Below are 26343 nucleotides of genomic sequence, written 5' to 3' on the forward strand. Positions count from 1 at the left end.
CGCGCTGCGACGACGACCGCGCCGACGTGCGCCACACGCTGGCGGCGGCGCGGCCGCATCTGCTGCGCATCGTCGGGCCGGGCAGCCTGGGCGTCGTGACGCCCGCGCTCAATGCGCATCTGGGCGCGCCCTCGGTGACGGTGCGCTCGGGCGGCGTCGCGTGGGTGTCGCAGTCGAACGCGCTGACCAACGCCGTGCTCGGCTGGGCGCATGCGCGCGGGCTCGGCTTTTCGCACGCGGTGGCGCTCGGCGACGAAGCGGACGTCGATGCCGGCGACGTCCTCGACTATCTGGCAAGCGATCCCGGCACGCGCGCGATCCTGCTCGAAGTGGATTCGGTGACGGCGGCGCGCAAGTTCATGTCGGCGGCGCGGGCGGCCGCGCGCAACAAGCCGGTGCTGGCGCTGCGCTCGGGCCGCTCCGACCCCGACGACGCGCTCTACACCGCCGCGTTCCGGCGCGCGGGCATGGTGCGCGTCGATGCGCTCGACGATCTGCTCGATGAAATCGAAACGCTCGGCGTGGGGCGCGTCGCGGCGGGCGCGACGGCGACGCTGATCACGAGCGACCGCGGCGTCGCGACGCTCGCCACCGACGCCTTCAAAGCCGCCGGCGACACGCTCGCGCCCTGTCCGCCCAGCGCCGTCGATGCGCTCGCGCAGCGCTGCCGCGCGTGGTGCCCGGCAATCCGCTGCTGCTCGGCAGCGACGCGCGCGCCGAGCATTTCGGCGCGGCGATCAAGACGCTCGCCGATCATCGTTTGACGGGCACGGCCTTCGTCGTGCATGCGTCGACGCACAGCGCGCCCGTCGAGGAAGTCGCGCAGGCGCTGATCGCGAACCAGCGTTACGCGTATCGCGGGCTGCTGGCCTGCTTTTTCGGCGGCGTGAAGCGCGACACGCGCGACGCGCTGCACGAGCACGGCATTCCCGTGCACACGACGCCGCAGCGGCTCGCGCGCGCGTTCGAGCGTCTGGTCGAATATCGGCTCGTGCGCGAGTTGCTGATGCAGACGCCCGAAGGCCAGCCCGCGCGCGTGCCGGAAGCGATCGACGCCGCACAGGCGCAGGCGTGCGCGGCGCTGTCGTCGGGCGTGACGGAACTCGAAGGCGACGAGGCCGCGCGGCTGCTCGCGCACTTCGGCCTGCGCACAGTGCCCGACGACGCGCGCGAGGACGCCGTCGTCGATATCACCGTCGAATTACGCGACGACGACAACTTCGGCCCCGTGTTCCGCTTCACCGCGCCGCCCGAGCACGACGAGGCGCGGCCGATGTGCGTGTTCGGCCTGCCGCCGCTGAACCCCGTGCTGTCGCGCGACATCCTGTCGAATTCCGCGTACGCACGCGAGGTCGCGCCCGAGCCGATGCTCAATGCGTTGACGTCGATTTCGGAGGCGGTGTCGGAGATTCGCGAGATCGTCTCCCTGAAGCTTGCGCTGCGCGTGATGAAGCACGGCGCGGCGATCGTCGCGCCGCGCCTGCGGCTGTCGGCGAACCGCACGCGCTTCGCGATCATGCCGTATCCGCGCCGTTACGAGGAGACGCTCGACTGGCGCGGCGAGCGCATCACTGTGCGGCCGATCCGTCCCGAAGACGAAGCGGCGCATCGCGAGTTCGTCGAATCAATGACGCCCGACGATCTGCGCCTGCGCTTTTTCGGCGCCGTCGGACGATTCGATCATTCGCAGCTCGCGCGCATGACGCAGATCGACTACGACCGCGAGATGGCGCTGATCGCGACGACGCACAACGCCGACGGCTCGATCCGCACGCTCGGCGTGGTGCGCGTCGTCGCCGACCCGGACAACGAGACGGCCGAATTCGCGATGGCCGTGCGCTCGGATCAGAAGGGCAAAGGGCTGGGGCGGCTGCTGATGGAGCGCATCATCGCGTACGCGCGCACGCGCGGCACGCATTGGATCATCGGCGAGGCGCTGCGCGAGAACGCAGCAATGATCGGGCTCGCGACGGCCGTCGGCTTCACGACGACGCGCACGGAAGACCCGGGCATCGTCGGTTTCAGGATGGCGCTCGACGAGCCGGATGAGGGCAACGAAAAAGGCGGCGCGCCGGGGTACGGCGCGTCGCCTGCGTGCGCGCCGAAAGCGCGCTGAGCGACGCGGTGCGGGCGCGCCCGCGCGGCTTTTCCCGCGTGTGCTTTGACGCGCGTACTTCGTTCAGGCCGCGAGTTTTGCGGCTGCCGCCGCGACCAGTTCGCGCGAAATCGACAGTTCTTCGAGCCACTCGGGCGCGTACGTTGCGCCCGTTTCCTGTTCGAGCCGCGCGATCGTCGCTGCGCAGCGCGTTGCGTCCTTCGGCGTGGCGATGAACGGCTTGACGGACTGTCCCGCCGAGAACGCTTCGAACAGCGGCACGCGGACTTCGTCGGGCAGCGCGCGGGTCCACTGATACGGCTTGCCGTTGAACGTGATGGTCGGCGGCAGCACGCGCTCTTTCTTCGCAGCGGGGATCAGACCGAAGTTGCGCGCGGCGTCGCCGATCTGATCGGCGGAGAAGAGTTCGTCGGGCGTGATGTCGAACTGCGCGATGAAGGTTTCGATCTGCTTCATCGCGGCGGCGCGGTCGTCGCGCTTTTGCTGCGCGCGCGAGACGATTTCGCGCAGTTCGTCGGCTTCTTCGCTGGTGATGGTGAAGCTTGCCTGCTTCTGCTGGAGTTCGGAGAAACGCTGGAATTCGAGGTCGGACAGAAGTTTGGCCATGTAGATTCGGTTCGCGCGCCCGGGGCGCGCGGACCGTTCGATTTGGAAAAGGGCCGACATTCTATCGCAGCGCGCATCCCAAGTCCCGACGTGCCGGATGCGCCTGCGTCGCGTGCATCAGCTGTCGGGCAGTTGCGCACCGAGCAGCGCGACGACAGGTTCCAGCGATGCATCGCTGCGCCCCTCGATCTCGCGGCACGCGAATTCCAGCAGCGCCTTCTCGTGCAACGTGATGTGACGCAACAACGCGCGTTGCTTGCCTTCTTCAGGTGCCATGTTCTCGGCGGTCGTGAACTCGGCCACGAAGTTTTCCAGCGATGGCCGGAACACCGTCATGAACTCCCGCCACGGCATGCAGGTGAACCGCTTCGCGAGCTGCTGTCCGCGTTCGATGCTGCTGCGTTGTTCCGCCACTTCCACGCCCATCGCGCGCAATGCAGCGCGGATATGTTCCTTCGTTTCGGTCTCCAGTTGCGCCAGCGTGTGCCACTGTTGCTGTCGGTTTGAATTGGCGGCGTGTTCCGACAAGCTGTGAAAGAGCGATTCGCCCACCACCTCTTCTTCGAACCGCTCGATCAGATACTGTTGGTATTCGTTTGGCACGCGGTATCACGCTTGGTGGAGACCAGTCGGGACGGCTGGCCGATGCTAGGAGACGGTGCTTGCTATATCGGGCTACGGCTGCTTCGCCTTGATCGCCAACGCCGCCGCCTCTTCGGCGCAGTCGTGTGCGGGCAGCTTGCCCTTGGCGCGTTGGGCGGCGATTTCGATCGCGGCCTGTTTCATGTCTGCCTCGAACTCGCTGCTGCCATGCAAGCGGGCCACGGTGGCGGCGCCCATCAGACGTCCCGCGCTGATGTCGCTTGCCCAATGCACGTTGCAGATGGAACGGCTCTCGCCAAACGACAGACCTCGCGCCAGCACCGCCTGCGACTGCCCCGGCGAGAGTTCGCTCAGGATCAGCGCCCAGCCCCATCCGATGGCCGCGTGACCTGACGGATAGGAGCCGTCCTTGCGAAGCGCCACTTCTTCGGCTGGCGTGCACGTCGACTGGCTTCCGGCCACAAACGGGCGCGTGCGGTTGTAGGTGTTCTTGGCGCGATAGGTTGAAAGGCCGACGTCCGTCAGGCTTCGGCGCATCAACTGGTAAAGGTAGGGCGTTTCAGTGCTGTTGATCGCGACACCGACGGCGCACGAGAAAGCGTCGGCGGCGGCGGGGAAGGACAGTTGTGCGTCCGCCGTCGCAAGCTTGCCGCGCGCGGTATCGCGAAGGGTCTGACTTGCCTTGTTGAATGCGTCATCCGCCTGGGCTTGCGCAGAGCCCGTTGCGGGCGCAGGCGGCACCAGTTCCAGACTGTTCGGGAGCTCGGCGGCGGCGAGGTAGCCTGTCAGATAGCCTGGCCGGAATTCCTTGACGGGCGCCGGTTGCGGTTGCTGCTGCTGCGCCGATATCGCGCTGGCGAACGTCAGCGCGCATGTGCCCGCTGCCATTGCAAGTTTTGCTGCTACGCGTGTTTTCATTGTTCGACCGAATTTTTTAGGTTCGCTCGCGCGCTTGAGGACTGCTAACGGAAAAATCCTGACGCGAGCACACAGACGATTGAACGCGGCTGCGAGGCATGTCCTCCATGTCCACGCCGCTCCGCGGAGTAGTCTAGTGGGGCCGAAGTGCCTGCCTCCCCCTCAAAAAGGGGGGAATTTATGGAGCGATGCGCTGCAGTAGTCTCGTGCAGACCAAAAAAACTCAAGACTCCGCAAACATCGAAAGCCCCTGCACCGTCTCCCGCAACATCTGCGTCACCTGCTCCAGCGACGGCGCCACATACTCATCGATCCGCTTCAGATAAGGACACGTCATCGCCGCAATCGCCTGCCCGGACGCCGTCACCAGCGGAAACGTCAGATCGGTGACACCGAAAATCTGCTGACTATCCTTCTGCGAAAAACCAGCGCGGCGAATTGTGGCGCAAGCACTTTCGAGCGCGTCATGATCGATCGTTACTTCGCCTTTGACCTTCGTATGTTCGGCCAGCATGTGCGCGCGTTGCTCGGTTGTCTGAAACGCGAGCAGCGTGCGCCCCGAACTCGTGTCGATCAAGCCGACCCGCGAGCCCAGCCGCACGGAAATGCCCCACGTGCCCGGCCCGTCCACTTGCGCAATCACGAGCAGATTGCCGCGATCGTAGACGGCGAGATGGCACGACTGCTCGGCGTCCGCCGCGAAGCGCTGCATCAGCGGTAACGCCTCGGAAATCAGCCGGTTCATCGGTGGATGACGATGCGCAAGCGCATACAGCTTCAGGCTCAACGAATAACGGTCCCCGCCCGCCGAACGCACCACGTACTGCCGCGCGACCAGCCGCTCGAGCATCCGATACATCTCGCTCGCATTGCGCCCGAGCAGCTTCGTGATCTCGGCGCGCGTGAGCCCGCCCTTCTGCTCCGCAAGCAGTTCGAGTATGTCGAGACCCTTGTCCAGCGCGGGCGCACGATACCGGTCGGCGTCGTCCTTGTCTTCTACTTCCATCGTCGGCAGTCGGTTGGTTTTTGGCATTCGCACTGATTATCGGCGGCAAAACACTGTCACACAGGGCAGCGCCCGCCAGGGAAAACACCCACGCGGATTGCATCGCGCCGTTCTTGACTTGTAAAAGTTCGTATATGAATAATACGTTCATTGGTGAATCAACGCACCAATGCCCATGACAAGAAAATGCAGGCCGATGTGTACCCGGTTCTTCATCCCACAACGGAGCATGAGACGGGGCCAGCCGCGACAGGCGCAGGCTGCCGTCGATACAGGAGACAAGTATGGAATTCGCCACGAAGCCGCGCTCGGCGCGTCGTTTCGGCCACGCGCTGATGGGCGCCGCCGCCGCATGTTTTGCCGGCATTGCGGGCATCACGTTCAGCACGGCCGCGCAGGCCGACACGGGCAAGGTCGGGCTCGGCCTGCCGCTGCTCACTTCGCCGTTCTGGCAGTCGTACAACAACTATCTGCCGAAGTACGCGAAGGAAATGGGCATCGACGTCCTCGCGCCCGTCAACTCGAACAACGACCCCGCGCAGCAGATCACCGACATGAACAACATGGTGAACCTGGGCGCGAAGGGCATCGTCGTCGGGCCGATCGATTCGGCGGCGATCAGCCGCGCGCTCGACGCGGCCTCCGCGAAGAACGTCGCTGTCGTCGCCGTCGACGTAGCGCCGACGCAAGGCAAGGTCGCGATGGTCGTGCGCGCCGACAACCGCGCGTATGGTACGAACGCGTGCAAGTACATCGGCGAGCATGTGAAGTCGGGCAAGGTCGTGCAGATCATGGGCGATCTGGCTTCCGTCAACGGACGCGACCGCTCCGAAGCGTTCCGCGCGTGTCTGAAGAACTATCCGGCGCTGTCGCTGCTGGAAATTCCCGCAGGCTGGAAGGGCGATGTCGCGGCCAGTTCGCTCGACAGCCTGCTGACGGCGAACCCCGACGTGAAGGCGATCTACATGCAGGCGGGCGGCGTCTATCTGTCGCCGACGCTGCAGACGCTGCGCCGCAAGCAGATGCTGTTTCCCGCAGGCAATGAGAAGCACGTCGTGATCGTCAGCAACGACGGCATTCCGCAAGAGTTCGACGCGATCCGCAAGGGCGAAATCGACGCGACCATTTCGCAGCCCGCCGATCTATACGCGAAATACGGCCTCTACTACATGAAGGCCGCGCTCGCGGGGCAGACGTTCAAGCCGGGCCCGACCGATCACGGCAGCAACATCGTGCAGTTGCAAGGCGGCGTGCTCGAAGATCAGCTGCCCGCGCCGCTCGTGACGAAGGCGAACGTCGACGACAAGAACCTTTGGGGCAACTCGCTGAAATGAGCGCTGACATGACCCACGACGCGAGCGCACCGGGCGCGGTCGTCGAGGCGCTCGGCGTCGGCAAGCGGTTCGGCAGCCACGCGGCGCTGACAGACGTGAGCATGCGCGTGCTGCCGGGCGAATCGCACGCGCTGGTCGGGCGCAACGGCGCGGGCAAGTCGACGCTGGTGTCGCTCCTCACGGGACTGCGCAAGCCCGACACCGGCGAAGTGCGCTTCAACGGCGAACTCGCGCCGCCTGTCGCCGACCGCGACGCGTGGCGCGAACGCGTCGCGTGCGTCTATCAGCATTCGACGATCATCCGCGACCTGAGCGTCGCGGAGAATCTGTTCATCAACCGTCAGCCGATGCAGCGCGGCGTGATCGACTGGCGCGCCATGCGCCGCGACGCCCGCGCGCTGCTCGATCATTGGAAGATCGACGTGCGCGAAGATGCGCGCGCGGGCGATCTCACTGTCGAGGCGCGGCAACTGGTCGAGATCGCGCGGGCGCTGTCGTACGGCGCGCGCTTCATCATCCTCGACGAGCCGACCGCGCAGCTCGACGGCGACGAAATCAGGCGGCTATTCAGGCGTATCGAAGAGTTGCAGCGAGAAGGCGTGACGTTCCTGTTCATCTCGCATCATCTGCAGGAGGTGTACGAGATTTGCCAGGCCGTTACCGTGTTGCGCGATGCGCGGCATATCGTCAGTGCGCCGGTGTCGGCGTTGCCGCGCGAGCAACTGATCGAAGCGATGACGGGTGAGCGCGGCGGACTGAATGTCGCCGATGCCGCCGCGCGCGAGCCGCTGCGTTCCGGCACGGCCGTGGCATTGCAGGTGGACGCGCTCACGGGCGCGGACTACGAAGACGTGACGTTTGCCGTGAAGCGCGGTGAAGTGATCGGCATTGCGGGCGCGACGAGCAGCGGCCGCACGAGCGTCGCCGAAGCGATCGCGGGATTGCGCAAGCCGCAACGCGGCGCGATTCGCGTGGACGGCGCAACATTGCCGTTGGGCGACGTGCCCGCCGCATTGAAGCGCGGCATCGGCTGCGTGCCGAAGGACCGCCATCACGAAGGCCTCGTGCTCACGCAATCGATCGCGGAGAACGCCACGATGACCATCACGCGCATGCTCGGCAAATTCGGCATCGCGGCGCCCGCGAAAAAGAACGCGTTCGGCAAGCGGATGATCGACGCGCTCGGCATCGTCGCGCAGGGGCCGGAGCAGGCGGTGTCGGGCCTGTCGGGCGGCAATCAGCAAAAGGTCGTGATGGCGCGCGCGCTCGCCACCGATCCCGACGTGCTCGTGCTGATCGATCCCACTGCGGGCGTCGACGTGAAGTCGAAAGAAGCGTTGCTGTCTGTCGTCGATCGCGTGCGCGAGGAGGGCAAGGCGGTGATCGTCGCGTCAGGCGAACTCGACGACCTGCGCGTCTGCGACCGCGTGCTCGTGATGTTCCGTGGCCGCGTCGCGGCCGAATTTCCGGCAGGTTGGCAGGACCACGACCTGATCGCATCCGTTGAAGGAGTCAGTCTCCATGAAGAATAGTGTGCCCGCGTTCGCGGCGGCTCAATCGGCTCAAGGCATGGGCGCCAATGCCGCGCGTGGGCGCATCGGGTTCGCGCGGCTGCGCGATCTCGCATTGCTGCCCGCGCTCGCGCTGCTGATCGTGATCGGCGCGTTCGTCAGCCCGAGCTTTTTGACGAAGGCGAACCTCATCAGCGTGCTGGGCGCGTCGGCGGCATTGGCGCTCGTCGTGCTCGCCGAATCGCTGATCGTGCTGACGGGCAAGTTCGATCTCTCGCTCGAATCGACGGTCGGCATCGCGCCCGCTGTCGGCGCGATGTTGGTGATGCCGGCGGCGTCGGCGGGTTTCGGCTTCGAATGGCCGGCAGCGGCGGGCTTGCTGGCGATTCTCGTGGTCGGCGCGGTGATCGGTTTCATCAACGGCTTTCTCGTCGTGCGGCTGCGGCTGAACGCGTTCATCGTCACGCTCGCGATGCTGATCGTGCTGCGCGGCATGCTGGTCGGCGCGACGAAAGGCGGCACGCTGTTCGACATGCCGCCGTCGTTCTTCGAACTCGCGACCACCATCGTGCTCGGCTTGCCGTTGTCCGTGTGGCTCGCGGCCATCGCGTTCGGCGTCGCGGCGTTCATGCTGCGCTATCACCGGCTGGGCCGCGCGCTGTATGCGATCGGCGGCAATCCGGAAGCGGCGCGCGCGGCGGGCATACGCGTCGAACGGATCACGTGGGGCGTGTTCGTGCTCGGCAGCGTGCTGGCTTCGATAGGCGGGCTCGTCGTGACGGGCTATGTCGGCGCGATCAACGCGAACCAGGGCAATGGCATGATCTTCACGGTGTTCGCGGCGGCCGTGATCGGCGGCATTTCGCTCGACGGCGGCAAGGGCACGATGCTCGGTGCGCTCTCCGGCGTGCTGCTGCTGGGCGTCGTGCAGAACCTGTTGACGCTCGCGCAAGTGCCGTCGTTCTGGATTCAGGCCATCTACGGCGCGATCATTCTCGGCTCGCTGATGGTGGCGCGCCTTGCCAGCGGCGAAGGGCAAAACTGAGCCATGGCGAAGGAGAAAACCGACATGACAGATCCCCGCCTCATTCTGCTCAGCCCCGAGGACAACTGCCTGATCGCCGGCGCGCGGCTCGACGCGGGCACGCAGCTCGACATCGAAGGCGAGCGCATCACGCTCGCGAAGACCATCGAACTCGGTCACAAGATCGCGCGCCACGCGTTGCATGCCGAAGACAAAGTGCTGCGCTACGGCGCGGTGATCGGCCATGTGACAGCCGATGTCGCGCGCGGCGAGCATCTGCATACGCACAACGTCGAAAGCGATTACCTGCCCACGTACACGCACGACGCGGGACACGCTTTCGTCCAACACTGACGCAGGCCCATCATCATGACCGACATTCCAATGGCAACAGCCGGCGCGCCACTGCAAGGCTATCTGCGCAGCGACGGACGCAAGGGCATTCGCAACGTAGTCGCCGTCGCGTATCTGGTCGAATGCGCGCATCACGTGGCGCGCGAGATCGTCGCGCAATTTCGTCCTTCGTTCGATGCATTCGACGATCCTTCCACGCAACACGAGCCGCCTGTGCATCTGATCGGCTTTCCCGGCTGCTATCCGAACAGTTACGCCGAAAAGATGATGGAGCAGTTGACCACGCATCCGAACGTCGGCGCCGTGCTGTTCGTGTCGCTCGGTTGCGAGAGCATGAACAAGCATTACCTCGTCGATGCCGTGCGCGCGAGCGGACGCCCCGTGCAGGTGCTGACGATCCAGGAAAGAGGCGGCACGCGCAGCACGATTCAATACGGCATCGACTGGGTGTGCGAAGCGCGCGGCGAACTCGCGCAGCAACGCAAGGTGCCGATGGCGCTGTCCGAACTGGTGATCGGCACGGTCTGCGGCGGCTCGGACGGCACGAGCGGCATCACCGCGAACCCGGCCGTGGGGCGTGCGTTCGATCGCTTCATCGAACAGGACGCCACCTGCATTTTCGAAGAGACGGGCGAACTGGTGGGCTGCGAGTTTCATATGAAAAGCCGTGCGGCACGCGACGATCTGGGCGATGAAATCGTCGCGTGCGTGGCGAAGGCCGCGCGCTATTACTCGATACTCGGCCACGGCAGCTTCGCCGTCGGCAACGCGGACGGCGGGCTGACGACGCAGGAAGAGAAGTCGCTCGGTGCGTATGCGAAGAGCGGCGCGTCGCCGATCGTCGGCATCGTGAAGCCCGGTGACGTGCCGCCCACTGGCGGCCTCTATCTGCTCGACGTCGTGCCCGACGGCGAGCCGCGTTTCGGCTTTCCGAACATCAGCGACAACGCGGAAATCGCGGAACTGATCGCGTGCGGATCGCACGTGATCCTGTTCACGACGGGACGCGGTTCGGTGGTCGGCTCGGCCATCTCGCCCGTCATCAAGGTCTGCGCGAATCCGGACACCTATCGCAATCTGTCCGGCGACATGGATGTCGATGCAGGGCGTATCCTTGAAGGCCGTGCGACGCTCGACGAAGTGGGCCGCGAAGTATTCGACGTGACGGTGGCTGTCGCGAACGGCGCGGCGTCGAAATCGGAATCGCTCGGGCACCAGGAGTTTATTCTGACGTACAAGACGTTCGAGCCCGTCGGACCGGCCTGTTTGCCGGCCAATGCGGCGCTGCCGCATCGCGTGATCGGTCTGGCGGCGCAATGAGCGGCACTCGCGAGGGGCATGACATGAAGAGGAGACTCAGGCAATGACGAACGCGACAGATTCGAACGTGCGCAAGCGGCGCGGCATCGGTGCGCGTGGCTTGCAGGTGACGGGGCTCGGTCTCGGCACCGCGCCGCTCGGCGGGCTGTATCGCGATCTTTCGGACGAGGAAGCGTTCGGCGCCGTCGAGGCCGCGTGGAACGCGGGCGTGCGCTTCTTCGACACCGCGCCGCACTATGGGCACACGAAAGCCGAGCATCGTCTCGGCGACGCGCTGCGGCGCTATCCGCGCAGCGAGTTCGTGCTGTCGACCAAGGTTGGCCGTCATTTCGTGCCGCGCAAGAACCCATACGACGGCAGCGAAGGCTGGCAAAACCCGCTGCCGTTCGAAGCGATCTACGACTACACGCGCGACGGCATTCTGCGTTCGTTCGAAGACAGCCAGCAGCGCATGGGCATCGTCGAGATCGACGTTCTGCTCGTGCATGACATTGGCGTCGTCACGCACGGCGAGCGCAACGCGCACTACTGGCAGCAGCTGACGCGAGGCGGCGGCTTTCGCGCACTCGACGATCTGCGCTCGCAAGGCGCGGTAAAAGCCGTGGGCCTCGGCGTCAACGAAGGCGCGCCGATTCTCGATGCCATGCGCGAGTTCGATATCGATTGCGCGTTGCTCGCGGGCCGCTACACGCTGCTCGAACAGGCGACGCTCGACGATCTGCTGCCCGAATGCGAGAAGCGCAACGTCAGCATTCTGTTGGGCGGCGCGTTCAATTCGGGCATTCTCGCGCGCGGCGTCGAAGGCGATCTGAAATTCAACTATGGCGACGCGCCGCACGACGTGATCGAGCGCGTCGCGCGGCTGGAAGCCGTGTGCAAGGTACATGGCGTGCCGCTTGCTGCCGCGGCGTTGCAGTTTCCATACGCGCATCCTGCCGTCGCGACGGTGTTGACGGGCGCGCGCAACGCGGCCGAACTGCGCGAGAATGTGGCTTCGTTCGATAAGCCGATTCCCGCTGAACTGTGGCAGGCGCTGCGCGACAAAGGCTTGCTCGATCCGCGCGCACCCGTGCCGAAGAACTAGCTCCCTCGGACACACATCATGCAGATCGACGCACACCAACATTACTGGAACCCCGAGCGCGGCGACTACGGCTGGCTCACGCCCGATCTCGCGCCGCTCTATCGCACGTTCGGACCCGGCGACCTTGCGCCGCTGCGCGAGCGCGCGGGCGTCGCGCGAACGGTCGTCGTGCAGGCCGCGCCGACTGTCGACGAGACGCGCTATCTGCTCGAGCTGGCGCGCAACGAAGATTCGATTGCGGGCGTGGTCGGCTGGGTGCCGATGCTCGATGCCCACGCGCCCGCGTTGATCGCCGAACTCGCGCGCGAGCCGAAATTCAAGGGCGTGCGGCCGATGCTGCAAGATTTGCCCGACGATAACTGGATCGCCAATCCCGCGTTGCAGCCCGCCGTCGACGCGTTGATTGCCAGCGACCTCGCATTCGATGCGTTGATCTTCACGCGTCATGTCGATGCGCTGGACGCGTTTATTCAGCGCTTTCCGCAGTTGCGCATCGTGATCGATCACGGCGCGAAGCCCCCCATCCGCGACGGCAGCGCGGGCTGGCATGCATGGGCCGAAGGCATCACGCGTCTTGCGCGCCATCCGCAGGTGCATTGCAAGCTGTCGGGTCTCGCAACGGAAGCCGCGCAAGGCTGGACGGAAGCGACGCTGCGTCCGTATGTCGATCATCTGCTGGCCGCGTTCGGGCCGAAGCGCCTGATGTGGGGCAGCGACTGGCCAGTGCTGAACCTGAACGGCGATTATCTGCTCTGGCATTCGATCGCGACGCTGCTCGTCGCGCAACTCGCGGACGCCGAACGCGACGCGATCTTCGGCGGCAATGCGGCCGCGTTCTATCGTCTTTGAATACGCTGTCAAGCATTCACGCTCGCGCCGGTGAGCAGCCGCTGCAATACCCGGTATGACTTAAACGCCAATCCACTGGGAGCCGTAGATGGTACAAAGACTGGCCGGCAAGACGGCCTTGATCACCGCAGCAGGACAAGGCATCGGCCTTGCCACGGCCGAGCTGTTCGCGCGTGAAGGGGCGCGCGTGATCGCGACGGATATCCGCATCGACGCGTTGCAGGACAAGCCCGTCGAAGCGCGCAAGCTCGATGTGCTCGACGGCGCCGCGATCAAGGCGCTCGCCGGTGAAATCGGCGCGATCGACGTGCTGTTCAATTGCGCGGGCTACGTGCATGCGGGCTCGATTCTCGAAGCCAGCGAAGAAGACTGGGACTTCGCGTTCGATCTGAACGCGAAGGCGATGTACCGGATGATCCGCGCGTTCCTGCCTGCCATGCTGGAGAAGGGCGGCGGGTCGATCATCAACATGTCGTCGGCGGCGTCGAGCGTGAAGGGCGTGCCGAACCGCTTCGTGTACGGCGCATCGAAAGCGGCCGTGATCGGCTTGACCAAAGCCGTCGCCGCCGATTTCGTCACGCGCGGCGTGCGCTGCAACGCGATCTGTCCGGGAACGGTACACTCGCCTTCGCTCGAACAGCGCATCGCCGAGCAGGCGAAGGCGCAGGGCTCGACGGTCGAAGCGGTGCACGCGGCGTTCGTCGCGCGTCAGCCGATGGGGCGCGTGGGCAAGCCGGAAGAAATCGCGGCGCTGGCGTTGTATCTGGCATCGGACGAATCGGCATTCACGACGGGCCAGGCGCATGTGATCGACGGCGGCTGGTCGAACTGAGAATGCGCGGCGCGGCATCGATATTCATGAACTACGGAATCACTGAACAGAGGAAACTGCAGCGATGAAACTGCTTCGTTATGGACCGAAAGGTCAGGAAAAGCCGGGCTTGCTGGATGCGCAAGGAAAGATCCGCGATCTGTCGAACGTGGTTGCGGACATCGACGGCAACACGCTGACGGATGCCGCGCTCGCGAAGCTGCGCGCGCTCGATCCGGCTTCGCTGCCCGTGGTCGAGGGCAATCCGCGCATCGGACCGTGCGTCGGCAAGATCGGCAAGTTCGTGTGCATCGGTTTGAACTACGCGGACCACGCCGCCGAATCGAACCTGCCCGTGCCGACGGAGCCCGTCGTGTTCAACAAGTGGACGAGCGCGATCGTCGGTCCGAACGACGGCATCGAAATTCCGCGCGGCTCGAAGAAGACCGATTGGGAAGTGGAACTGGGCGTGGTGATCGGCAAGGAAGCGAAGTACGTCGACGAAGCGAACGCGCTCGACTACGTCGCGGGTTATTGCGTGATCAACGACGTCTCCGAGCGCGAGTGGCAGATCGAGCGCGCGGGCCAGTGGGACAAGGGCAAGGGCTTCGATACGTTCGGCCCGATCGGCCCGTGGGTCGTCACGCGCGACGAAGTGCCCGATCCGCAGGACCTGAAGCTGTGGCTCGAAGTGGACGGCCATCGCTATCAGAACGGCAGCACGAAGACGATGGTGTTCGGCGTCGCGAAGCTGGTGTCGTATCTGTCGCAGTGCATGAGCCTGCAGCCGGGCGATGTGATTTCCACGGGTACGCCGCCGGGAGTGGGAATGGGCGTGAAGCCGGAGCCTGTTTATCTGAAGGCGGGGCAGAGCGTTCGTCTGGGCATTGAAGGGCTCGGGGAGCAAAGTCAGAAGACGTATTCGGCGGAATAAGGCTTTTATAGTGAGGCCCGGCGATTGCGCCGGCGCGCGCGATGCGGTTCGCTCTTTCTTCGAGGGCATCCGCGTCGTGCCATCGCGGCGTCAGTGCCGCACAAACAACCCACCCCTCACTCCCCCGCGTGCTGCGAGCCATTCTCCGAACCATCCCCGATGCGATTGATCGTTCCCTGCGCCACGGCGACCAGCCGTTCCTTATCGCCGTCCGTGACGAACACATTGCACTGACACGTCGCCTGCTGACGGCCGACGTACACCACTTCCGCCCGCGCCATCAGCACGCCCGTCACGGCAGGCCGCAAATAGTTGATCTTGTATTCGCCCGTCACGACCCGCGGCCCGAGCGCCAGCGCGCCCGCGAAGGTCAGCGCGTTGTCGGCGAGATAGCTGATCACGCCGCCATGCACGAAACCATGCTGTTGCCGCAACTCGTCGCGAATGGGAAGACACAGCGTCAGCTCGTTCGCGCCGACATACATCAGCTCGGTCCCGAGCAATACGCTGAACGGCTGGGCGTGCAATGCGCCCCGCGCCCGATCGAGTAAGTCGGTCATCGTGATTCCTTCGGGCATGGCCCGCGTGGCGATGTCCCCACTCTAGGAAGCGTTAATGCGCTGCGTCAAGGTAATTCGCAAAGATTGCGGGCCGATTATTGTGGGAAGCGAGACGAACGAACCGCGTAAGCCGCCGAAACGCATACGTTCCCGGAATTTTCCTGACGAACGCTCAAGGCATCGCAGGACATTGCCGTAAACCCGGATGCACTCCCGTCCTTATTCAGCAATTCAGGTGTCTCGATGTTCAGCAAGATCAAGGTTGCATCCGGCTTGTTATGTGTTCTGGCCGCTTTTTGTATTTTTCAGCTGGCGACGGAGGGGCTCGGTTTCTGGGCGATGACGCGTACGCATGACAACGTCAACGATCTCGCCAACGTCGCGCTGCATCAGGTGAATGCCGTCAACGAGACGACGCAGCACCTGATGGACGCGCGCATCAACCTGTCGCGCGCCGGCACGCGGATGGTGCGCGGCGGCGCCGAGCCGACCGACATCGTCCAGCACGCGCGCGAGCAGATCGCCGCCGCCGACCGCTCGTTCACGGAGTTCATGAACGCCCCCAAGCTCAACGACGAAAACAGCGCGCGCGCCGCGGCGCTCAACGAGAAGTACCAGAAGATTCACACGGCGCTCGGCGAGCTCGCGCAGTATCTCGACGCGGGCAACATCCAGGCATTCCTCGACCAGCCGACCCAGGGCATGCAGGACGCGTATCTGACCGAGCTGCACAACTTCACGCAATTCGGTGACGCAACGGGTCGCGCGTCAATGGAGTCGATCGATGGGTTCCAGACGCTGTTCCGCTCGGTCGGCCTCGCGATTCTCGCGCTGCTGCTGGCGGGCACGGCGGGTGTGTACATGGCGCTGCGGCGCGGCGTCGTCGCGCCGCTCGAAGAAGCGGGCCGCCATTTCGAGCGCATCGCGCAAGGCCGCCTGAACCAGCCGATCGAAGCGCGCGGCACCAACGAGATCGGCCGTTTGTTCTCGGGGCTGGCTGTGATGCAGGCAAGCGTCGCGCGCACGGTGAAGACCGTGCGCGAAGCCGCCGATTCGATCTACATCGGCGCTGACGAAATCGCGACGGGTAACGCCGATCTGTCGGCGCGCACGGAGAACCAGGCGGCGTCGCTCGAAGAGACGGCGTCGAGCATGGAAGAGCTGACGGCGACCGTACGCCAGAACGCCGACCACGCGCGCGAGGCGAATTCGCTGGCCGAGACCGCGCTCAACGCGACGTCGCACGGCAGCGATGTCGTCAATCAGGTCGTCGCGAAGATGCACGGCATTGCGCAGAGTTCGGACCGCATCGCGGAGATCATCTCGGTGATCGACGGCATCGCATTCCAGACCAACATTCTCGCGCTCAACGCGGCCGTCGAGGCGGCGCGCGCGGGCGAGCAGGGACGCGGCTTTGCCGTCGTCGCGGGCGAAGTGCGCGGCCTCGCGCAGCGCAGCGCGCAGTCGGCGAAGGAAATCAAGCAGCTGATCAGCGAATCGGTCGCGGAAATCCAGGGCGGCTCGGCGCTCGTGGAGCGCGCGGGCGAGGCGATGCGCAACGTGTCGGATTCGATTTCGCGTGTCACGCAGATGATGGCCGAGATCAGCGCGTCGTCGCACGAGCAGAGCACGGGCATCGAGCAGGTCAACCAGGCCGTCGTGCAAATGGACGAGATGACGCAGCAGAACGCGGCGCTCGTCGAAGAGGCTGCGGCGGCGGCCTCGTCGCTGCATCAGCAGACGCGGCAGTTGAAGGACGCCGTGTCCGCATTCGAAATCGCCGATGTCGTGCTGAGTTCGCACCGCACGCGCGCCGCGATGGCGCCGGTGTTGAGCGATCCAGTGGCGATCTGAGCGGCTGCTTCGTCCGATACGCAGACAAAACAAAAACCCCGCGAAGCCGGCCGCTTCGCGGGGTTTTGTTTTTCCGCTGCCGCGCGGCTTTGCTTCAGGCGCCGGGCAAAGCGGCGTAAGCGGTCGCGAGGTGATAGGGCGTGGTCGACGGCATGTCGTCGCGCGCAACGCCGCCCGCGAGCGTCTTGCATTCGACCCAGCCCCGCGCGTTCAGAAATCGCGGCCGGAAGCGCTCGATCTGCTGCGGCAACAGCGCGCGCACGCCGGCATCGTCGTGCACGGCGAGCGCGCGCAGATACTCGGTCTGGGCCCAGATGCGCTGCGTCGAATCCTTGATGCCGCCCGCTTCGTCGAGGGCCGCGTGCACGCCGCCCGTTGCCGCATCCACACCGCGCTCGTGCGCGAAGCTGAACGCCTGTGCGAGCGATTCGCGCAGGCCCGAGCCCGCGAGCACGTCGCCCGCCTGCTGCACGAGCCAGAACCATTCGAACTGATGGCCCGGCTCGAGCCGATTGTCCGTGCTGCCGATGGGCAACTCGGCGATACAGCCTGTCGGCTGGTGCACGAAGGTTCGCGCGATCGCGCCGCCGAGCCGCGCGAGTGACGTATCGAAGGCTGCGTCCCGGGTCGCGGCGCGAGCCGCGAGCCACGCCTCCGTCAGATGCATCAGCGGGTTCTGCAGCGGCGCGCCGCCCATCGGCGAGAAATCGGCGGCCAGTGCCGCGTGCAGCAGGCCGTTGCCGGCGCCAAAGCGGTCTTCGATCAGCGATGACGCCGCATGCACGATGTCAAGCGCATCGCGGTTGCCCGAGCGCGCGCCATATTCGGCGCAGGCGAACACGATGAACGCGTGCGTGTACAGGTCTTTGGTGGTGTCGAGCGGCGCGCCTTGCGCGTCCACGCTATAGAACCATCCGCCATGCGTCGTGTCCTGGAAGACATGTGTCAGCGATTCGAACAGGCGCTGCGCATGCTGCATCTCGCCCGAGAGCGCGAACACGAACATCTGCCGCGCACACGCCATGGCGCGATAACGCGCGACGGGCAATGGCGTGCGGCCATCGGCGGCGACGGCTTCGTAGGGCAGCCCGAGCGCCGCGTTGAAACCCGGCCCCTGCCAGATCGGCAGGATGACGCGCGCGAAGTGGTCGCGCAGCGCGGCTGCAAGTTCGGGCGTGGAGGCGGTCGTGTTCATGGTGCGAAAGCGTCGAAAGTTTGACTGATGGATGCGTGGCGGGCGACGAGGCGCGCGCCGGGGCCCCAGCATAACAAACCATCGGCGCGGGCTGTCCCAAAAGCGGGAGGCCGTCAGACACATCCGGTCCGGGTAGGCCAGGCAATATCACAAGGGGAACAACACGCGTACCTGGCGTCTGCGGACCATTGCGCGGCATGCCCGGCGTAAAGGCGTTTCCGGGACGATGCTGAGCCTGTGTAACGGCGGGCGCCGCCGCCCGTGAGCGCGTGCCGTCGCAAAAAGGCGGCGATCCGTTTCTGCGCTCCGTTTTGCATGAGACAATGCCGGCTCTAAAAAACACCGGCGGCAATGGTGACGGGCGCCGACAGCAGGCAGCTTGCGCGGAACGGGCGAGGCGCGAAACGCCGCGTACCCGTCGACGGAAATCCTGCGCGGGCAAAAGTCGGCATCGGATGGGCGCGGGCGCGACGGCGCCGGGCCCCGCTGGAGCGCCCGTCCCGGCCGTCAGGCGACGAACGCTGCACTTGCGCTTTTCCTACATGGCAGATTCCGCAGAATCCACGATTTCCCGCCCGGCGCGTGGCCGCTCGCAAAAGCAGCGCGCGTCGACGGTCTCTTCGGAGACCGAAAACAAGCTGGCGCGCGCGGCGCGCTCGGCGCAGCGGCTCGCGCAACTGAGCGACGCCGCGCGCGACGACAGCACGCTCGACCTTTTCCCCGACGAAACGGCGCGCGCCGAACAGCAGGCGCAGAACATCGACGTGCGGCAAGGCACGCTGCAGGGCTTCGAATTGCCCGATGTCGTGCTGGCCGCTGCCGGCGCGCCCGACGGCGTGGGCTTTACGGCTGGCCCGGCGGCGGCGCAGAAAGCCGGCGGGCGCGCTGGGACGGCGTCGAAAACGCCCGACACGCTCGTCGATCCGCACAGCGGCCAGATGGTGATCGATACGGAAACACCCACACCGGCCAGTGATGCGGGGCGCGCGGCTGAGGCGGGTCTGGAAGCGACGGCGCCTGCGTCGACGACGTCGTCGGCTGCCGCGAGCGTTGCGCGCAGCGTGGCTGCGTCGCGGCGAGTCATGCCGGCGGATGCAGGTCTGGCGGCAGGCGGCGAGAGCGACGTTGTCACGCTGGCCGATCCAGTGGAAAGCGTCGATGCCAACCAGGACGCCGCCGCGGACGCTGCGAAACCTTCGCGCCGAGCCACTGAAGCAACCACCGCCTCCGAATCCGCCGCACCTGCCGCTTCAGGCATCGCGCGACAGCGCTCGCCATCGACGTCCGCGATGCCAGCAACATCGGCGCGCGCATCGGGCGCGTCGACATCGCCCGGCATTTCGACGATGCACGCCGAAGCGACCGTTCATTCGCCGCGTGCGACCTCCTCGCTGACGCCGCAAGCGGTTCACACTTCGCGCGCCACGCCGGAACTGGACCAGGCGCGCGCGGCCGCCTTCGCCGATACCGTCGACGCGCTGTACGGTGTCATCGCCGACCAGCGCCGCGCCGCAGGCGATCACTCGCGGCGGATGAAATGGCTGCTGTCGATCGTCGTAGGCGCGCTGCTGATGACGATCGCAATCGGTATCGCGCAGACGCTGCTGTTGTTGCGCCTTTCCCGTCAATCGACCGCGCATGAGCAACGCATCGAGCAGATGATGCTGAACCAGCAAGCTACCCTGGCGACGCTGCTCGACACCGATTCGTCGACCACCAGCCTTCCTGTCAGCGCGCAGGCTCCCGTCCAGGCGATGCCCGCACCCGCCGCCCCGCCGGCCAAGCCCGCCGACGCGCACCCCGCGCACGCGCAGCACGCTCAGCGGCGTAAGTCAGCGCACACTCACTAGCTGAGCCTTTGCCCGCCGTCCGCCGCGTCGTTCGACGCGCGGTCGATGGATTGTCGAAGCGAGCAGCAGGCGGCCCGCATCTTTCAGGCGATGGCTGTCTCCAAAAACGCACTAACGGCCTGTTTGCATATTGTCCAAGTTACAGGACGTTGTGGCGCGTTCGCATCAGTCGTTACGAAACGGGGGCAGATCTGCAAGCCTTATCCGGGTGGGAATGATGCATTGCAATATGCGCTGGAAGGCTTCGCGGCGGATCGTCGCGCCGAAAAATTGCTGCAATGCGCTAGCTTTTGATTCGGGAAAACCCTATACTGCATCTTAAGGGAAAACCCTAGATCACCAAACCAACCGGGAGTCGCCATGAACTATCTTTTCGCGCTGTTCCAAAAGGTTAGCGACCTCTTCGCGTCGCCTCACTTGCCTCTGGATTCGGATTATTCGTACGAAGCACGTCACCGCGAAGCGGAGCGTGTTCGCAAGTCGCAAGCAACCATGTTCGGCGTCCGTCTGACCGACTGATCGCCAAGACGTCCAGGACACCAAAAGACGTTGCACTGCGCATCTCGCCGCCATCCAGAAGCGGCGAAACTGAAAAGCCCGGCTACTGCCGGGCTTTTGTTTTTCTGCTCACTATGGGCTCGCGTTCTTCGTCGGGCATTTCGGCATTTCGGCATTGCGCAGCGCATCGCCATCCGGCGCCCATTATTTCGGGGCTGAAATGAATGTAACGGGCGCTGACGGTCATCCAGACCGCGCGGTCCGCCAAATGGCGTCAAGCGTCGTGAAACCGCGACGAAGACGCACCTGACCCGCGCCCGGGTGCTGCGCTCCGTTTGAAATGTGCGCTTACAAGTCTTCACGTCTGTGAAAGGTCTGCGCCGCTAAAGTGGGTCTCAAGCGAACGGCGCGCATCACTGACCGTCGTGGTCGGCCCGACCGTCGCTCGCAACGAAACTCGATAGGGAGAATAGCCATGAAAGCACTGAACAAGACGTCGCGTTCGATTGTCGCTGCGTTGATCGCGGGTGGCGCGCTGCTCGGCGCCGGTAGCGCCTTTGCTCAATACGCGCCCGTGCACACGCCGCCTGCCTACGCGCAGCCGCACATGATGCCCGTGGGCGTGCAGGTCAACATCGGCTGGCATGGCGACCGTTACTGGGACGGCCATCGTTACTGGGCGCACGATGAATGGATGCGTCATCACCCGCACGATCGCGACCCGTACCACGACCATGGTCGCGACCACCGTCCCCCGCCGCCGCGCTACTACTGATGCGCTGAATGACGGCATGCCTCGCGACGTCTGAAAAGACATGGTGAAGGCAAACGAAGGCCGGCCCGCTCGAAGGAGCGCGCCGGCCTCGTCGTTGATGCAGCGGAAAGCGGCTGGATAGCCGCCCGTCAGATCAGTACATCGACTGAATTCATCACTCGGCGCATTTCGGGCGTGTATGTCGAGGCCGGGCGACGGATGGTCTCGGTCAGACATTGGACGAAGCACTCGGCGGCTGCGCTCAACGGTTCGCCAGGCCGCGAGATGACGCCGACCATGGAGTCGTCCAACTGCTCGCGCACAGGTATCGCGCAAAGCGATTCGTGCGGCGCGCACAACTCGACGAGCGGCCACGGGAAGATGCTCACCATGTCCGTTTTCTGCAGCAGCGCGACGGCGACCGTCAGCGAATGCAGGAAATGGATGCTGCGTGGCGTCGGCAGACCGTGTTGCGCGAACATCTTGTACGGCGCGAGACCTTCCGTCTCCGGGTCGAGGGCGACGAGCCAGTCGAGATCGAGCAGTTCCTCGAGCGCCCGGCTCTCCGCGTGCGGGTGGCCTTGCCGCGCGACGACGGCACGCGTCGACGAAAAGAGCGGCTTGCACGCGAACGCCGAGGCCTCGCCAGGCGTCTGGCGCCCGATGTAGATGTCGAGGCTGCCGTCGCGCAGGCGCGGATTGGCAATCGCGAGCAAGCCTTCGAAAAACTCCAGTTGAACCTCGGGCATGCGCTGCCGGAACCGCAGCACGGCGTCCGGCAGGAACGCCATCGCGACCCAGGCCGTCACGGCGATGGAGAGCCGTCCGCGCGTCTCGCCGCGCAATGTGTCGACGGCCTGATGCGCGCGCGCGATCTGGCCGACGATCAGGCGCGCATGCGCGAGCAGCGTGAGCCCATCGGGTGTCAGCGTGACGCCCAACGGCGTGCGCGCGACCAGTTGCAGCCGGAGATCGCCTTCGATCTGCTGGAGACTTTGCGTCACGGCGGCCGGCGACGCGTTGAGCATGCGCGCGGCACCGCGAACGCTGCCCGTGTCGGCGACAGCGACAAGGGCGCGGAGCTGATGGATCTTCATGTGTTTCGAAAGTCCCGTGTGGCGTTTAGGGACACAGACGTCATAAAACGGAATGCCGTCGCTTACAGCAGCGTCGCAGCAGCTTCACAGCGAGCCGCGGACACGGCGCGATCCCATGCGAGCCCGTCACCGCGCGAGCCTCGTCCGAAGCGCTCGCGTCATCGCGATCAACGCGGTGCTGATGACCCAGTAGGTCGAGCCCGCGAGCAGCAGCATCGGAATGAGCGTGCCGTCCCGTTCGCCGATGGCCGTCATGCGCCGGAAAAAATCGCCGAGCGCGATCACGTAGACGAGCGACGTGTCCTGGAAAATGACGATGCATTGCGTGAGCGCGACGGGCACCATCGCGCGAAACGCTTGCGGCAGGATCACGTAGCGCATCGATTGCGCGGGCGTCATGCCGAGCGCCTGCGCGGCGTGGATCTGGCCGCGCGGCAGACTGGCGATCCCCGCGCGGATGATCTCGCAGAAGAACGCGGCTTCGAGCAGCGCGTAGGCGACCATCGCCGAGATCAGCCGCACGTCGACGGTCGGCGGCAAATCGAACAGCGTCTTCAGGCATTGCGGCACGATCAGGAAGAACCACAGCAGCAGCATCACGAGGGGAATCGAGCGGAGCAGCGCGACATAGGCGTGCGAACCCGCCTTCAACAGCCGGTTCGGCGACAGGCTCAGCACGGCGAGCACGGTGCCGAGCGCGAGGCCGCATGCAATCGCGACGGCCGTGATCTGAAGCGTGATGCCCATTCCTTCGAGCAGCACCGCTTTCGCGGCGTATAAAGCCTGCCAATCCATCTCCAGCATGCGGTCAGTTCCCCATCAATCCCGGCACGCCGTTGCGACGCCGCAACCAGTTCATGGCGCGCAGGATCACGAAATTCAGCGCGATGTATGCGAGTGTCACGCAGATAAACGACTCATACGGCTGCGCAGTGTAATCGACCAGTTGCCGCGCTTGTCCCGACAGTTCGAGCAGTCCGATCGTCGAGGCGACGGCGGAGTTCTTCGACATGATCAGAAGCTCCGATGTCAGCGGACGGGCGATCGTGCGAAACGTCATCGGCAGCAGTACATGTCGATAAGCGTGCGCGCGCGTCAGTCCGAGCGCGAGCGCCGCCTGCAGCTGACCGCGCGGGCGCGCCATGAGCCCCGCGCGCACCTGTTCGCAGACGCGCGAACCCGTATAGATGCCGAGCGTGAGCACGGAAGCGCTCATGAACTGCAGATGCGGCGGCAGAGCCTTCAACTGATCGCCGAGCGAACCCGGCAACCATTCCGGCAGCGCGAAGAAGCCGATGAAGAACTGCACGATCAGCGGCACGCCGCGAAAGATCGACACGTATGCCGCGGCGGCCGCGTTCGCCACGCGGCTGGGCAGCGTGCGCATGATGCCCGCGACGGTGCCGATGGCGAGTGCCAGCGCAAACGCGAGCACGGTTAGCACGACGGTATTGACGAGGCCCGACAGCAGCCAGCCGAAATAGGTGTCGCGTTCGCCCGTTGCGACGGGCTGCAACAGCACGCCCCAATACCATGAGTAGTCCATTGCGTCCCTTGCGTCCCCTATGTCCCTTGCGTCGCGACCCGTTTGCGCCTCGGAAGGCGCGCTTTCAGGAAGCGGGCTTGTCGGTCGGCCGCGCGAACAGCGCCTGCAAGCGCGGCGACATCGGAAAGTTCAGATTGAGCTGTTTGGGCGGAATGGGCTGCATGAACCAGCGTGCGTAGAGGCGGGCGGCCTGCCCGGACTTTTGCGCATCGGCGATGGCCGCGTCCATCACGGCCTTCATCGGGGCATCGTTCTTACGCAGCATGCAGCCGTAGGCCTCGTACGACTGCGGCGTGCCGACGATCTCATAGTCGTCGGGATGCGGCGCCTTCGCGCGCTCGCCGGCAAGCAGCGCGTCGTCCATCATCATGGCTTTCGCGCGCCCCGTCGACAGCATCAGAAACGATTCGGAATGGTCCTTCGCGCTGATGATCTGCATGTCCATCGACTTCTCGACATTCAGTCTGCGCAAGATCTTTTCCGACGTCGTGCCCGCGCCGACAACCACGGTCTTGCCGTTGAGATCGGCGAAGTCCCTGATGCCCGCCGTTTTCTTGACCAGCAGGCGCGTGCCGATCGCGAAGAAGTTGTTGGAAAACGCAACCTGCTGCGCGCGTTCCGCATTGTTCGTCGTGCTCGTGCATTCGAAGTCGATGGTGCCGTTTTGCAGCAGCGAGATGCGGTTTTGCGAAGTGATCGGAATCATGCGCACCTTGAGGTCCGGTTGCGCGAGTTGCGCTCTGATGCGTGCGACGATCAGGTTCGCGATATCGATCGAATAGCCGATCGGCTGCTGCTGCGCGTCGTAATAGGAAAGCGGAATCGACGCGTCGCGAAAGCCGATGGTGATGATGTGGTCGTCGTGAATTTTCTTGAGCGTGCCGGTGAGCGCGGGCTCTGCCGCGACTGCCTGCGTGTTCGCGCTTGCCGCGAACGCCAGCATCGCTGCCGAAACCGCTGCCTTGGCGGCCGCCATGCGCGTACTTACGCGATTCGGATTGCTTCGGTTCATGCCTGTCTCCATCTGGCGAAGGTCGTGCGCACCCGAACGTGCCGCGCCCGCCAACGCCACGCTGTCGTTGCTACGGGTTGTCCACGCCTGTTATGGGCGAGACGTCGATCACATACATCTGCCGCGCGCCTTCGTGAACGGAGTCGATGCACACGGCCAGGCCGTCGCGGCGCCAGCGCGGGTGCAGGTCGCAGCGGTTTTCCTTCTTCAGCCACGGCGGCGCGTAGAACTCGCCGAGGTCGTGGCGCACGCCGTCGCGCATGTCGAACAGGAATAGCACGCGCCGGTGCGTCTGCGCATCGGGGTAGGTGTCGGAGAGCAGCCAGCGCGCGTCGATGGGAGAAAACGACATGTGTCCGTTCTCCGTCAGCACGTCGCGGCCAATCACGCTGACGTTGCCGGCATCGCTGTCTTCGTAGAGGTGATAGTGAATCTCGCCGGCATGCGGACCCCACACAACGATGTGCGCGTCGTCGCGCCACAACGGATGCGAGATCTGGTGCTCCGACTTCTCATAGTCGAACGTGCCCACAGCGGAGGGATCGAAGTCGTCGGCGAGCTGCGGCAGCGGATGGTCCGAGCATTCGAGCAGCCGCATGCCGGAGCCGTCCGGATTCATCGTGATCAGGCGATGCAGGAAGCAGGTTTCGTCTTCGACGCGCTCAGTCCAGCGATGCAGGAACAGCACACGCGACGACGCCGGATTGATTTCGATATGGCTCACCCAATGAATCGCGCGCTGCATCGAAGGCTTCGGATGAAAGCGCCGCAGCGCGTCATAGCTGGCGATGAGCGTCACGTCGCCCGTCGCGAGATCCATCCGGTGAATGCCGTCGTCGCGGGGCGCGAGCGGTATATCGAATGGTCCGCCGCGCTCGCTGTAGCCGATCGTTTCGTGCGTGACGTACAGGCGCCGGTAATCGACGCACAGCGCGTAGCGGCTATCCGGCGCGCTCACGTAGACGGGCAAGGGCAGCGCCCGCTTCGCGCCCGTGTCGAGGTCCAGAATCGTCGCGCCGAAGCCCGGGTAGTGCGCGGCGCGATCGTCCGTGCGGATGTTGTAGAGGACCTTGCGGCCGGCTTCGCCGTCCAGCCATTGCAACTGGCAGCCCATTTGCCAGTTCCACGCGCGCGTCGTGTCGAATGCGCGAAACATCCCGTCGTCGCCGAGTTCGAAGCAGCCGACTTCCACTTCGAGTTCCGGCACGAGCGGCGCATCCATCATCGCGACCCGGTTGGCCAGCACGTAACGCCCCGTGCGATCCCATGCCGTCTTGTTGTAGTAGCCGAAAAAATGATGCAGCTCGCCGTCGCCCAGACGTTGGACCCTGCAACGGCGAGCGACGGCGGGCAACGTGGAATTGTCGGGTTCGATCATCGGACGGGACGAAGCAGTCATGAGCGAAAACGTCGGAATGCGTTGGGAAGCGCCGCGAATCTCACGTCGGCGGAGGTCCTCGGCGAAAGTTGAACGAAAGGATATCGTTACGAATCGATTCGATATAAT

The 26343-nt window shown here is 65.0% G+C and carries 25 protein-coding genes and 1 pseudogene; 15 read left to right on the forward strand and 11 right to left on the reverse strand.

Annotated elements, in window-relative coordinates; translation table 11 throughout:
* Positions 1 to 2116 (forward strand): annotated as a pseudogene (locus H3V53_RS27135) (bifunctional acetate--CoA ligase family protein/GNAT family N-acetyltransferase); the annotation flags it as partial.
* A gap of 63 nt (positions 2117 to 2179) precedes the next feature.
* Here the strand turns inward: H3V53_RS27135 and H3V53_RS27140 are convergent.
* From H3V53_RS27140 to H3V53_RS27155, 4 genes are all read right to left on the reverse strand, one after another.
* Positions 2180 to 2722, reverse strand: coding sequence for a hypothetical protein (locus H3V53_RS27140; protein WP_336600562.1), 543 nt, complete (start codon positions 2720 to 2722; stop codon positions 2180 to 2182).
* A gap of 117 nt (positions 2723 to 2839) precedes the next feature.
* Positions 2840 to 3325: a hypothetical protein gene (locus H3V53_RS27145; protein WP_336600563.1), complete on the reverse strand. Its 486-nt coding sequence runs from the start codon at positions 3323 to 3325 to the stop codon at positions 2840 to 2842.
* Positions 3326 to 3397: 72 nt separating this feature from the next.
* Positions 3398 to 4213, reverse strand: coding sequence for a phosphatase PAP2 family protein (locus H3V53_RS27150; RefSeq protein WP_054923648.1), 816 nt, complete (start codon positions 4211 to 4213; stop codon positions 3398 to 3400).
* 253 nt (positions 4214 to 4466) lie between these two features.
* Positions 4467 to 5249 carry an IclR family transcriptional regulator gene (locus tag H3V53_RS27155; RefSeq protein WP_336600601.1) on the reverse strand — a complete coding sequence of 261 codons (783 nt, stop codon included), beginning with the start codon at positions 5247 to 5249 and terminating at the stop codon, positions 4467 to 4469.
* A gap of 335 nt (positions 5250 to 5584) precedes the next feature.
* On the opposite strand from H3V53_RS27155, the gene H3V53_RS27160 reads away from it, so the two are divergent.
* The 9 genes from H3V53_RS27160 to H3V53_RS27200 all read left to right on the forward strand — a co-directional run bounded on the left by H3V53_RS27160 (position 5585) and on the right by H3V53_RS27200 (position 14470).
* Entirely contained in the window at positions 5585 to 6583 is a 999-nt protein-coding gene (locus tag H3V53_RS27160) for a sugar ABC transporter substrate-binding protein (protein ID WP_336600602.1), read from the forward strand.
* Between the two features lie 8 nt (positions 6584 to 6591).
* The gene (locus H3V53_RS27165; RefSeq protein WP_419539585.1) at positions 6592 to 8115 is read left to right on the forward strand and encodes a sugar ABC transporter ATP-binding protein; all 1524 of its coding nucleotides are present in this window, start codon (positions 6592 to 6594) and stop codon (positions 8113 to 8115) included.
* Positions 8105 to 9139: an ABC transporter permease gene (locus tag H3V53_RS27170; RefSeq protein WP_336600565.1), complete on the forward strand. Its 1035-nt coding sequence runs from the start codon at positions 8105 to 8107 to the stop codon at positions 9137 to 9139. The genes H3V53_RS27165 and H3V53_RS27170 overlap by 11 nt, the downstream gene beginning before the upstream one ends.
* Before the next feature lie 24 nt (positions 9140 to 9163).
* Positions 9164 to 9472: a UxaA family hydrolase gene (locus tag H3V53_RS27175; RefSeq protein ID WP_336600566.1), complete on the forward strand. Its 309-nt coding sequence runs from the start codon at positions 9164 to 9166 to the stop codon at positions 9470 to 9472.
* A 15-nt stretch (positions 9473 to 9487) separates the two neighbouring features.
* Positions 9488 to 10792, forward strand: a complete 1305-nt coding sequence (locus tag H3V53_RS27180; protein WP_336600567.1) for a UxaA family hydrolase — start codon at positions 9488 to 9490, stop codon at positions 10790 to 10792.
* A 43-nt stretch (positions 10793 to 10835) separates the two neighbouring features.
* A complete protein-coding gene (locus H3V53_RS27185) occupies positions 10836 to 11876 on the forward strand; it encodes an aldo/keto reductase (RefSeq protein WP_336600568.1) in 1041 nt (346 codons plus the stop codon).
* Between the two features lie 18 nt (positions 11877 to 11894).
* Positions 11895 to 12725, forward strand: a complete 831-nt coding sequence (locus tag H3V53_RS27190; RefSeq protein WP_336600569.1) for an amidohydrolase family protein — start codon at positions 11895 to 11897, stop codon at positions 12723 to 12725.
* 88 nt (positions 12726 to 12813) lie between these two features.
* Entirely contained in the window at positions 12814 to 13557 is a 744-nt protein-coding gene (locus tag H3V53_RS27195) for an SDR family oxidoreductase (RefSeq protein ID WP_336600570.1), read from the forward strand.
* 64 nt (positions 13558 to 13621) lie between these two features.
* On the forward strand, positions 13622 to 14470 hold the full coding sequence (locus H3V53_RS27200) for an ureidoglycolate lyase (RefSeq protein WP_336600571.1): 849 nt from the start codon (positions 13622 to 13624) through the stop codon (positions 14468 to 14470).
* A 116-nt stretch (positions 14471 to 14586) separates the two neighbouring features.
* Here the strand turns inward: H3V53_RS27200 and H3V53_RS27205 are convergent, their stop codons facing one another.
* Entirely contained in the window at positions 14587 to 15030 is a 444-nt protein-coding gene (locus H3V53_RS27205; RefSeq protein ID WP_336600572.1) for a PaaI family thioesterase, read from the reverse strand.
* A gap of 243 nt (positions 15031 to 15273) precedes the next feature.
* Between H3V53_RS27205 and H3V53_RS27210 the strand changes: the two genes are divergently transcribed.
* A complete protein-coding gene (locus H3V53_RS27210) occupies positions 15274 to 16884 on the forward strand; it encodes a methyl-accepting chemotaxis protein (protein WP_336600573.1) in 1611 nt (536 codons plus the stop codon).
* Positions 16885 to 16978: 94 nt separating this feature from the next.
* Here H3V53_RS27210 and H3V53_RS27215 read toward each other — a convergent pair whose 3' ends face one another.
* The gene (locus tag H3V53_RS27215; RefSeq protein ID WP_336600574.1) at positions 16979 to 18079 is read right to left on the reverse strand and encodes an AGE family epimerase/isomerase; all 1101 of its coding nucleotides are present in this window, start codon (positions 18077 to 18079) and stop codon (positions 16979 to 16981) included.
* 542 nt (positions 18080 to 18621) lie between these two features.
* Between H3V53_RS27215 and H3V53_RS27220 the strand changes: the two genes are divergently transcribed.
* From H3V53_RS27220 to H3V53_RS27235, 4 genes are all read left to right on the forward strand, one after another.
* Positions 18622 to 19929 (forward strand): hypothetical protein, encoded by a 1308-nt coding sequence (locus H3V53_RS27220; RefSeq protein ID WP_336600575.1) that lies wholly within the window; start codon positions 18622 to 18624, stop codon positions 19927 to 19929.
* A 45-nt stretch (positions 19930 to 19974) separates the two neighbouring features.
* Positions 19975 to 20223 carry a hypothetical protein gene (locus H3V53_RS27225; protein WP_336600576.1) on the forward strand — a complete coding sequence of 83 codons (249 nt, stop codon included), beginning with the start codon at positions 19975 to 19977 and terminating at the stop codon, positions 20221 to 20223.
* A 66-nt stretch (positions 20224 to 20289) separates the two neighbouring features.
* Positions 20290 to 20448 carry a hypothetical protein gene (locus H3V53_RS27230; protein WP_336600577.1) on the forward strand — a complete coding sequence of 53 codons (159 nt, stop codon included), beginning with the start codon at positions 20290 to 20292 and terminating at the stop codon, positions 20446 to 20448.
* 454 nt (positions 20449 to 20902) lie between these two features.
* Complete coding sequence (locus H3V53_RS27235; RefSeq protein ID WP_054923631.1) at positions 20903 to 21202, forward strand: hypothetical protein; 300 nt, start codon at positions 20903 to 20905, stop codon at positions 21200 to 21202.
* A 128-nt stretch (positions 21203 to 21330) separates the two neighbouring features.
* On the opposite strand, the gene H3V53_RS27240 is transcribed toward H3V53_RS27235, so the two are convergent.
* The 5 genes from H3V53_RS27240 to H3V53_RS27260 form a co-directional block, all read right to left on the reverse strand.
* Positions 21331 to 22278 carry a LysR family transcriptional regulator gene (locus H3V53_RS27240; protein WP_336600578.1) on the reverse strand — a complete coding sequence of 316 codons (948 nt, stop codon included), beginning with the start codon at positions 22276 to 22278 and terminating at the stop codon, positions 21331 to 21333.
* 126 nt (positions 22279 to 22404) lie between these two features.
* Positions 22405 to 23082: an ABC transporter permease subunit gene (locus tag H3V53_RS27245; RefSeq protein WP_336600579.1), complete on the reverse strand. Its 678-nt coding sequence runs from the start codon at positions 23080 to 23082 to the stop codon at positions 22405 to 22407.
* 4 nt (positions 23083 to 23086) lie between these two features.
* Positions 23087 to 23824: an amino acid ABC transporter permease gene (locus tag H3V53_RS27250; RefSeq protein WP_336600580.1), complete on the reverse strand. Its 738-nt coding sequence runs from the start codon at positions 23822 to 23824 to the stop codon at positions 23087 to 23089.
* Between the two features lie 64 nt (positions 23825 to 23888).
* Positions 23889 to 24800: a glutamate/aspartate ABC transporter substrate-binding protein gene (locus tag H3V53_RS27255; RefSeq protein ID WP_419539586.1), complete on the reverse strand. Its 912-nt coding sequence runs from the start codon at positions 24798 to 24800 to the stop codon at positions 23889 to 23891.
* 106 nt (positions 24801 to 24906) lie between these two features.
* Entirely contained in the window at positions 24907 to 26235 is a 1329-nt protein-coding gene (locus tag H3V53_RS27260) for a hypothetical protein (RefSeq protein WP_336600582.1), read from the reverse strand.
* Positions 26236 to 26343 lie beyond the last annotated feature (108 nt).

Origin of the sequence: Paraburkholderia bengalensis, from assembly GCF_037126505.1 — a bacterium.
Lineage (GTDB): Bacteria > Pseudomonadota > Gammaproteobacteria > Burkholderiales > Burkholderiaceae > Paraburkholderia > Paraburkholderia bengalensis.